Source organism: Dactylosporangium sp. NPDC049140, assembly GCF_040648435.1.
In genome coordinates this window covers 127,290-136,861 of record NZ_JBEZDS010000025.1, presented here as the reverse complement: position 1 = coordinate 136,861, position 9,572 = coordinate 127,290, and the positions used below count along the sequence as shown (strand labels likewise).

At 68.0% G+C, this 9,572-nt stretch carries 9 protein-coding genes; 6 read left to right on the top strand and 3 right to left on the bottom strand.

Features of this window, described 5'->3' with window-relative positions:
- Positions 1-352: 352 nt before the first annotated feature.
- Positions 353-1,576, bottom strand: a complete 1,224-nt coding sequence (locus tag AB0B76_RS33435; RefSeq protein ID WP_360382909.1) for a Gfo/Idh/MocA family oxidoreductase — start codon at positions 1,574-1,576, stop codon at positions 353-355.
- A gap of 23 nt (positions 1,577-1,599) precedes the next feature.
- Complete coding sequence (locus tag AB0B76_RS33430; RefSeq protein ID WP_360382865.1) at positions 1,600-2,379, bottom strand: DeoR/GlpR family DNA-binding transcription regulator; 780 nt, start codon at positions 2,377-2,379, stop codon at positions 1,600-1,602.
- A 119-nt stretch (positions 2,380-2,498) separates the two neighbouring features.
- On the opposite strand from AB0B76_RS33430, the gene AB0B76_RS33425 reads away from it, so the two are divergent.
- The 6 genes from AB0B76_RS33425 to AB0B76_RS33400 all read left to right on the top strand — a co-directional run bounded on the left by AB0B76_RS33425 (position 2,499) and on the right by AB0B76_RS33400 (position 9,072).
- The gene (locus tag AB0B76_RS33425; protein WP_360382863.1) at positions 2,499-3,806 is read left to right on the top strand and encodes an alpha-glucosidase/alpha-galactosidase; all 1,308 of its coding nucleotides are present in this window, start codon (positions 2,499-2,501) and stop codon (positions 3,804-3,806) included.
- Between the two features lie 139 nt (positions 3,807-3,945).
- Complete coding sequence (locus AB0B76_RS33420; protein ID WP_360382862.1) at positions 3,946-4,140, top strand: hypothetical protein; 195 nt, start codon at positions 3,946-3,948, stop codon at positions 4,138-4,140.
- 341 nt (positions 4,141-4,481) lie between these two features.
- On the top strand, positions 4,482-5,360 hold the full coding sequence (locus AB0B76_RS33415; protein WP_360382860.1) for a sugar isomerase: 879 nt from the start codon (positions 4,482-4,484) through the stop codon (positions 5,358-5,360).
- A gap of 627 nt (positions 5,361-5,987) precedes the next feature.
- Positions 5,988-7,313, top strand: a complete 1,326-nt coding sequence (locus AB0B76_RS33410; protein WP_360382859.1) for an ABC transporter substrate-binding protein — start codon at positions 5,988-5,990, stop codon at positions 7,311-7,313.
- Entirely contained in the window at positions 7,310-8,248 is a 939-nt protein-coding gene (locus AB0B76_RS33405) for a sugar ABC transporter permease (RefSeq protein ID WP_360382857.1), read from the top strand. The genes AB0B76_RS33410 and AB0B76_RS33405 overlap by 4 nt, the downstream gene beginning before the upstream one ends.
- A complete protein-coding gene (locus tag AB0B76_RS33400) occupies positions 8,248-9,072 on the top strand; it encodes a carbohydrate ABC transporter permease (RefSeq protein WP_360382856.1) in 825 nt (274 codons plus the stop codon). Before AB0B76_RS33405 ends, AB0B76_RS33400 begins: the two co-directional genes overlap by 1 nt.
- On the opposite strand, the gene AB0B76_RS33395 is transcribed toward AB0B76_RS33400, so the two are convergent.
- Positions 9,024-9,572, bottom strand: a 549-nt coding sequence (locus AB0B76_RS33395) for a hypothetical protein (RefSeq protein WP_360382855.1), incomplete at its 5' end; no start/stop codon positions are given. The genes AB0B76_RS33400 and AB0B76_RS33395 overlap by 49 nt on opposite strands.

Genomic DNA, 9,572 nt, shown 5'->3' with positions numbered 1-9,572 from the left:
ACGCACAACGTCAGCAGCGCGACGCTGCGCGTTCAGCCAGCCCACCTGATTGCGCCACACCCAGAGAACACGGTCACGCCGCCGACGAACGCACAACGTCAGCAGCGCGACGCTGCGCGTTCAGCCAGCCCACCTGATTGCGCCACACCCAGAGAACACGGTCACGCCGCCGACGAACGCACACGTCAACAGCGCACCTCTGCACGTTCAACCAGCCCACCTGATTGCGCCGCAGCCCGGAGACGGGAGCGGTCGCGATCCGTGAGCGGTGATGGTCGGGACGGGGCCGCGTCCGGGGCCGAAGCGGGCGCAGACCGTCACACGAAACACCACGCACCACTGCGCGAACGGACTATGCCAGCGTCACGACGGTACCGGTGCGGCGGGCTTCTTCGGCCGCCCAGACAACCTGATGTCCAGCAAGACTCGTGAGCACATCCGAGCGCAGCAACCCGGCGTCGCCCGCAGCCACCGCGGCCACGAATGCCGCCACCAGCCCGGCGTCGCCGTCCGAGTGGTCCCCGGGACCGCCGGCGGCGACGCTCGTCGTGGTGTCCGCACCGGTGCGGAAGTCGACGAGCCGGATCGACGCCCCGTTCCCGTCGATGTACCCGTGCGTCCCGAAGATCCTGGTCATGCGGTGCTCGGCCGGCGTGAACGCGGTCATCGTGAGCGTCACGGTCCCGCCGCCGGCCAGCTCCATCGCCACCACCTGATGGTCGACGACGTCGTTGTCACACGCATACACGCACCGGCCGTACTCCCCCGTGCGCAACGCCTCCGTCACCGCCGACCGGCTCGCCTCGGCCGTGACCACCGACAGCGGCCAGTGCACAGGCTCGTCCGGCCGCTGCGCATCCACGAGCGGAAAGTAGAGCTTCGGCGCCGAATACGGACACTCTGCTTCGATCGAACAATCAAGACAACGGTCCGCGGCCCCGGCGGGTCGCTGATCGGCGCGGAAGTGCGCAAGCCCGCCGAACGAACTGACCCGGTGCACGCGCTCGCCCGCGAGGTACAACAGCCAATCCACGTCATGGCAGGCCTTCGCGAGCAACATCGGCGACGAAACCGACGAATTGCGCCAGTTCCCGCGCACGAACGAGTGCGCCTGGTGCCACCACCCGACGGGCTCGAGGTGCTGCATGCTCACGATCCGGCCGATGCGCCCCGAATCGAGCAGTTCTTTGAGCGCGGCCGTGTAGGGGGTGTACCGCAAGACATGACAGACGGCCGCGATCACGCCGGCCGCGGTAACCGCATCCGCGATCCGGCGCGCCGCGGGCTCGGCGGGCGCCATCGGCTTCTCCAGCATCAGGTGGTACCCCTGCCCGGCCAGCAGCACCGTCGGCGCTTCGTGCATCGCATCCTGCGTGGCGACGATCGCCCCATCGGCGATTCGTGCACAATCGGCCAACCGTTCCCACCCGTCGAACACGCCCGCGGCCGGCACGCCGAACTCACGCGCGAACGCGGCCCGCCGCACAGGATCGGCCTCGGCGACGGCGACGATCTCGGCCCGCCCGGTCAGCACGGCCAGCCGCGAGTACCACGTACCGCGCTGCCCGGCCCCCACCACGAGCAGCCGCACCGGTGCGGTCACAGCGCCACCACGACCTCGGTACCGGCGCGGCGGATCGCCTCCACGTGCTCCGGATCGGCGCTTTCGTCGGTGACCAGCGTCGTGACGTCGGTGAGCGGGCAGATGCCGGCCAGGCAGAGACGCCCCACCTTGGAGCCGTCCGCGACCACCATGACCCGGTCGGCCCGGCGGATCATCGCCGCGTTCGTGTGCGCCTCGATCTCGTCGTGCGTGGTCAGCCCGCCCCGCGCGCTGATGCCGTCGACGCCGATGACCGCGACCTGCATGTTCAGGCCGGACAGCGCCTGGTCCGCGATCGGCCCGACGAGCTCGTAGGACTGGGTGCGCGAGACCCCGCCGGTCATGATCAGCTTCAGCCGGGGCCGCAGTACCAGCTCAGATGCGATGTTCAGCGCATTCGTCACCACGGTGAGGTCGACCCGCGAGGCGAGCAGGCGGGCCAGCAGGAGCGTGGTCGTGCCGCCGCTGAGCCCGAGCGTCAGCGGCCCGTGCGGCAGGAGGGCCGCGGCGCAGTGGGCCACGCGGACCTTCTCTTCTCGATGCTGCCCTGTTCGGTACCGCACCGGCAGCTCATACGCCACGTCCACGGCCACCGCGCCGCCGTGCGTGCGCGAGACGAGCCGCTGCTCCTCCAGCACCTGAAGGTCGCGGCGGATCGTGGCGGCCGAGACGTCGAACTCCTCGGCGAGCACGCCCGCGTCGACGGATCCCTCCCGCGACACCCGGTCGAGGATGGCCGACACACGGTCGGCACGGCGCAACGAACTCTGGGTCATGAATGCTCCGATCGACCGGGCGGGTCTGATGATCAAACGCGCAATGAAGATAGTTCATTTGCGCGTGAATCGCGACGATACCTTGTGCGACTCTGCACGCGCTGCCGAGAATCCCGTCCATGACTGTGATCGCGTTCCTCGGTGCCGGCAGTGTCGTGTTCACTCGTGAGCTGCTCGCCGACCTGCTCTCCTTCGAAGAGCTGCGCGGCGTGACGCTCGCCCTGCACGACATCGACCCCGAACGGCTCGAGACGGCAGAGGCAATCGCACGCCGTACCGCCGAGCAGCTCGGCGCGTCCCCCGTGATCACCGCATCGCTGGACCGGCGGGCCGCGCTCTCGGGCGCCGATTACGTTATCAACGCCATTCAGGTCGGGATGCACGCTGCGACCGTTCGTGACTTTGAGCTACCAGCCAAGTACGGACTGCGTCAGACCATCGGCGACACCGTCGGCGTCGGTGGTATCTTCCGCGCGCTGCGCACGTTCCCGGTGCTGGCCGGCATCGCGGCCGACATGCGTGAGCTGTGCCCGGACGCCTGGCTGCTCAACTACACCAACCCGATGGCGATGAACGTGGCGTACCTGGCCGCGGTCGCGCCGGACCTCAACGCCGCCGGCCTCTGCCACTCGGTCTTCTGGACGGTGCACGACCTGTGTGCGCTGCTCGGCGTACCACTCGACGAGGTGGACTACCGCGCGGCCGGCGTCAACCACCAGGCGTGGCTGCTGCAGTGGGAACACCGCGGCGAGAGCCTCTACCCCCGGCTGGACGAGCGGCTGTCCGGCGATCCCGAACTGCAGCGCCGCGTGCGCATGGACATGTACCGCCGGCTGGGCTACTTCCCCACCGAGACCAGCGAGCATTCCGCCGAGTACGTCCCGTGGTACCTCCACCACGACGACGAGATTGCACGTTTGCGCATCCCGGTCGGCGAGTACGTGCGCATCAGCGAGGCCAACCTGGCCGACTACGCCACCACCCGCGCATCGGTGCTCGCCGGCAAGCCGCTGGACCTGCACCGGGAGGCGACCGAGTACGCGCCGCAGATCATCCACAGCATCGAGACCGGCACCCTGCGGCGCATCCACGCGAATGTCGCCAACCGCGGCCTGATCAGCAATTTGCCGGAAAACTTCGGCGTCGAGGTCCCGTGCACCGTGGACCGCCTGGGCCTGCACCCCGAGCACGTGGGCGCCCTGCCACCCCAGTGCGCGGCGGTGAACCGTGGCTTCGTGAGCGTGGGCGAACTGACGGTGCAGGCCGCCCTGACCGGCGACGCACGTTTCGTCCGCCAGGCGGCAATGGTCGACCCGAACACCGCCGCAACCCTGACGGTCGAACAGATCTGGTCGTTGTGCGACGACTTGACCACCGCCCACGGCAACCTGCTCCCAGAACCGCTACGGGTGCACGTACGCCTTTGAGCGCACACAACCCGACCGCGCACATGTGACCACGCAAGAGCCAACCGCGCACATGCGAACACTGCACGAGCCGACCGCGCACATATGAACGCCCACAAGCCAATCGCGCAGGTGGCCACCCACGAGCCAACGCGCACATATGACCACGCAAGAGCCAACCGTGCTCAACCCGACGGCACACCAGGCCGACCTCACTCAAACCGATCTCGCTCAAGCCGACGGCGCACCCGAAGCCGACCTCACCCCAACCGACCTCGCTCAACCCGACGGCACCCTCAAGCCGGCCTCACTCAAACCGGCCTCGCTCAGGTCGACCTCGCTCAGGTCGGCCTGAGCGAGGCCGGCCGCCACGAAGGCGCGCGAACGTGATCGCGCTGGATTGTTGCATCACGGCTTTCCGTCCGTGTGTGCGCATATGAGCACGAACGTGCTGACTCGTTGGGCGGCGGCGCCTGCGAGTGCGCAGACGAGCATGAAGGCCGACCATGTCGTTGACGCGCTCACGCTCGTCTGTGCAAAGCGAACATGCCGAGCGTGTGGGCGCGCGACGGCCGCCCGGGCACAGCGCTGCGGTGTGCGGAGTTGAGAACGGTGCAAGGTCAAACGCGCAATGTTGAATGTTCACTTGCGCAGCTGGGGTTGTGGAACGAACGCAAACGCGCATAGCGTTCGCGCATGAACGACACTGCGCTCGAAATCGGCAGTCAGCCTGCCGTATGGGGCCGCGGGCTCGAGCTGGTCGGCGAGGCCCGAAGTGCGCTCGCCGCGCCTGGGGAGCGGATGCTCCTGCTCGGCTGCGGGACCTCCTGGTTCGTCGCCCAGAGCATCGCCGAACTGCGCGAGGCCGCGGGGCTGGGCGAGACCGACGCCGTGTGCGCATCCGAGTTCGTGCCGCGCCGGCGGTACGACCGCGTCGTTGCGGTCACGCGGTCGGGCACGTCCACCGAAGTCCTCGAGGCGCTGCGGCAGATTCCGGCGGGCACGCATCGGGTGGCGATCACCGCTGTCGACGGCGAGCCGGTCGACAACCTCGTGGACAGCCGGGTGCTGCTCAACTTCGCCGATGAGCGCAGCGTTGTGCAGACGCGCTTTCCCACCACCGTCCTCGCCATGGCCCGGGCCGCGTTCGGCGAGGATCTCGATCACCTGATCGGCGACGGCGAGGCCGCGCTGGCCGCCCCGCTGCCGGCGGACCCGGCCGAGATCAAGCACCTGGTGTTCCTCGGTACCGGCTGGACTGTCGGACTCGCTCACGAAGCGGCACTCAAAGTGCGCGAGGCTGCACAGGCATGGTCGGAGTCGTACCCGGCGATGGACTACCGGCACGGCCCTGTCGCCGTCGCCGGTTCGCGCAGTCTGGTGTGGTCGTTCGGGGCCGTACCCGATTCCCTTGACGACGTTGTCCGCGATGCCGGAGCCCGCCCGCACCGCGACGGCCGCGATCCGCTCGCTCAGCTGGTACTGGCCCAGCGGTTCGCCGTCGCCCTCGCCGAGCACCGCGGCCTCGACCCGGATCGCCCCCGCCTGCTGACGCGCTCGGTCGTCCTCGCCTGACGCGCGCACAGACACGCGACTCACCGGGGCCGGCGATCCGGATCCAACGCGCCCGCCTGGTCCCGCCACCGAGAACTCGAGCCCGCTCCACCAACGAACGAACCTCACCGAGCACCGCCACGGAACAACTCGATCGACCCACTGAGCGGACAGCTCCAACGCGCTGTCACCCAGCTCTGCCACGGAAACCAGATCCGCCCGACCACATACCGAACCGCACCGAGCACCACCACCGAAGAACCCGATCTGCCCAGCAGCAAGCCAGCTCAACGCCGCTGGCCCAGCTTCGCCACCGAACAACCGGATTCGGCTCGACATGCAAGCGACCGAATCAGCCGTCCGAGCAATCGGTCCGGCCATCCCGCCTCGGAGAGGTCGATCCACCTCCCGCACTCACGAGCTCGATCTGACCGCACAACGACACGGTTTCAGCCCAACCGCTCAAGAGCCGTTCACTACGCACACAAAACGCCACCCAGCTTGGCCGTCTGCGCATGCGATCCGTCCCCGAGGTACACGATCCAGCTGCGCGGCCTCGAAGGCCTTTATCACGCGACATATGCCCTGTCGGGCGAAATAACCGGAACACCGTCAGCTCTCCACATCCCCCAGTGAAGAGGTGCAGCGATGAAGCTGATCCCCACCCGAGGCAGTCGCTTGACAACGATGGTCGCCGGTATCACCGGCCTGACATTGCTGCTCGGCGCGTGCGGCGGCGGCTCGAAGACGGACAGCGGCAAGGACGCCGCCGAGGGCTACGACGCCTCCGCCCCGGTCACGCTCACCTGGTGGACCGGGCAGACCACCGAGGCCGAGAAGGCCGCGGAGGACCTTGCGGCCGAGTACATGAAGGCTCACCCCAACGTCACGATCAAAACGTCGGCGGGTGCGTCCACCACTGACGATCTGCTCACCAAGCTGTCAGCCGGTTTCACCGGAGGCAGCTACCCGGACGTCTCCTACGCGTACGGCAGCTGGGCCGGGGAGCTGGCGACCAGCGGCAAGACGCAGGACCTGGCCAAGTACGTCGCGGATCCGTCGTTCGGTTGGCAGGAGATTCCGGCGGCGGCGCGCGAGACGGCCACCTACGAGGGCAAGGTCATCGGCGTACCCGCGCTGGTGGACAATCTTGCGCTCATTTACAACAAAAAACTGTTCGATGATGCGCACGTGGCGTACCCGACCGACCAGTGGTCGTGGGACGACTTCCGGGCGGCGGCCAAGAAGCTAACGAACACGTCGCAGAACATCTACGGCACGGCGTACTCGGTGTCGGGCAGCGAGGACACGACCTGGCACCTGTGGCCGATGCTGTGGCAGCGGGGCGGGAAGATCCTCGACGGCAACAAGCCGGCCTTCAACTCCGACGCGGGCGTCACCGCGCTCGAGTTGCTGCGCGCGATGGCGGTTGACGACAAGTCGATGTACCTCGACCAGACCGACGAACAGTACGCAAAGCTCTTCAACGACGGCCGGATCGGCATGATGATGTCCGGACCGTGGGCTCTGCTGGAGATCAAGGATGCCGGGCTCGATTACGGTGTCGCGCAGTTGCCCGGGTACAACGGCGATCACCAGACGGTGTCGGGGCCGGACCTTTGGGTGCTGTTCGATCACAATGATGCAAACCGCGCTGGCGCTTCGCGCGATTTCATCAAGTGGCTCACGAGCAAGGAGACCGACGCGAAGTGGAACCTCGCGATCGGCAATCTCCCGCTGCGCTCGTCGGAGCAGGGCACTCCCGAGTTCGCCGAGTACGTGAAGGAGTACCCCGGCGGGCAGAAGTTCTTCGAGAACCTCGCCAACGCCAAGCAGGCCCGCCCCACCGTCGCCGGCTATGAGGAGATGTCGCGCAACGTCGGCGACGCGATCTCGAAAGTGCTGCAGGGTGCGGCGAAACCGAAGGAGGCGCTCGACGACGCGGCCAAGAAGTCGGCCGGGGCAATCGGGTGACGCTGACGTTCGCGGCCTCGAAGTACGCGCCGGCGCCGGCCGCCGCCGGGCCACGTACCCGCCGCAAGGTCGGGCGGACGCTCACCGGGTGGGCGTTCGCCGGGCCGGCGACGGTGATCGTGGTGGGACTGTCGCTCTTCCCCGCGGTGTGGGCGTTCTTCATCTCGCGCACGAAATGGAACGGAATCGCGCAGCCGCAGGACATCGGCTGGGCGAACTATGAGCGCCTCGCGCAGGACCCGGACCTGGCCGCGGCCGCGCAGCACACACTCGTGCTCACGTTGCTGTTCGTTCCCGGCTCGATCGCGCTGGGGCTGCTGCTGGCGATCGCGCTCAATCAGCGCATTCGGCTGATCGGTTTCTATCGAACGTGCATCTTCGTGCCGTACGTGGCCTCGGCGGCGGCGACCGGCATCCTCGCCGGGTATGTGTTCAACCCGCAGTTCGGGCTGGCGAACGAGGCGCTGCGCCGGGCCGGGCTGCCTGCGCAGCAGTTCCTGGAGAGCCCGCGGCAGGCGCTGATCGTGGTGTGCATTGTCGCGCTGTGGGGCGAGGTCGGTTTTACCTCGGTGGTGTACCTCGCGGCGCTGCAAGACGTACCGAAGGAACTGATCGAAGCGGCAACCGTCGACGGCGCCGGACGGTGGCGGGTGTTGCGCAGCGTGACCCTGCCGCAACTGCGCCCGGTGACGCTGTTCGCGACGGTGTGGCAGACGATCACCGCTCTGCAGCTGTTCGACCTCATCTACACCACGACCCGCGGCGGGCCGATGAACAGCACGCAGACGGTCGTCTACTACGTCTACGAGCTGGCCTTCCAGACGCGGCGCCTGGGCTACGGCGCGGCGGTGGCGTACGTCCTGTTCGCGGTGACGCTGCTGCTCACGACGCTGGTGATCTGGCGCAGCCGGCACCAGGGCGAGGAGGCGTTCTGATGCGCCGGAGGTTGCTGCCGTTCAGCGCCTGGCATCTGGTGCTGATGCCCGTTGCGCTCATATTCGTACTGCCACTTGTGCACATGGTGCTCGCCTCGTTCATGACCAAGGCGGAGCTCAACCGTTTCCCGCCACGGTTCATCCCCGATGGGCTGCATCTGGACGGGTACCGCCGGCTGTTCTCGGAGTCGCACATCCTGTTGTGGCTGGGCAACACGGTTCTGGTCTCGGCCGTGTCCGTGGTGGCCCATCTGGTGCTGTGCTCGGCGGCCGGCTACGGGTTCGCCCGGCTGCGGTTCGCGGGGCGCGGGATCGCGTTCGCCGCGGTGCTGGCCACGGTCATGATCCCCATCCAGCTGCTCATGATTCCGACGTACCTCATGTTCGCGCGACTGGGCATCGTCGACACCTTGGCCGCGGCGTTCGTGCCGTGGCTGGCGTCCGCGTTCGGGATCTTCCTGATGCGCCAGTTCTTCCTCTCGTTGCCGGTGGAGCTCGAGGAGGCGGCGCGGATCGACGGGTGCGGGGTGCTGCGCACGTTTGTGAGCATCGTGTTGCCGCTGGCCCGGCCGGCGTTGGCCACGCTTGCGGTCTTCACGCTGCTCTCGAGCTGGAACGACCTGTTGTGGCCGCTCGTGGCGATCAGTGACGACCACAAGTACACGCTGCAGGTCGGCCTGGCCTCGTTCCAGGGCATGCGCCGCACCGAATGGTCGCAGCTCATGGCCGGCAACGTCGTGGCGACCATGCCGTTGGTGCTGGCGTTCCTCGTCGCTCAGAAGCGCTTCGTGGCGACCATGACCATGACCGGGCTGAAGGGATGACGCACAGGATCGCTCAATCCCGAGCGTCCGCGGCCACAACCGAACAGTGCACGATGCACGACTCGCGCAGCACGGAATCGGCCACGGTTGAGCGGGACGCGCCGTGCGACTCGCAGGTACACGGCCGGAATGCCGGAGATGCGGCCACGATCGGACAGCTCACAACGCACGGAGCGTGCACCACTGACGCCATCACGATCGAACAGCACGCGGCGCACGACCCGTGCGTCACTGGCCCGGCTGAACGCGAGCGTGACGTTGCGGCGCCGGGTGCGCGGCACGCTCAGTGCCCGCCGGGTTCGCGGTGCGCGCAGTGCGAACTGAGTGCGCGGCATGCTCAGCGCGCGCCGCGTGTGCGGTGTGGTCAGTGCGCAGTGAACGCGCGGTGCGCTCAGTGCGCAGTGGGTGCGCGGCACGCCCAGTGCGAGCCTGGTGTGCGGTGCGCTCAGTGCACAGTGGGTGTGCGGTGTGCTCAGCGCGCAGTGGGTGCGCGGTGTGCT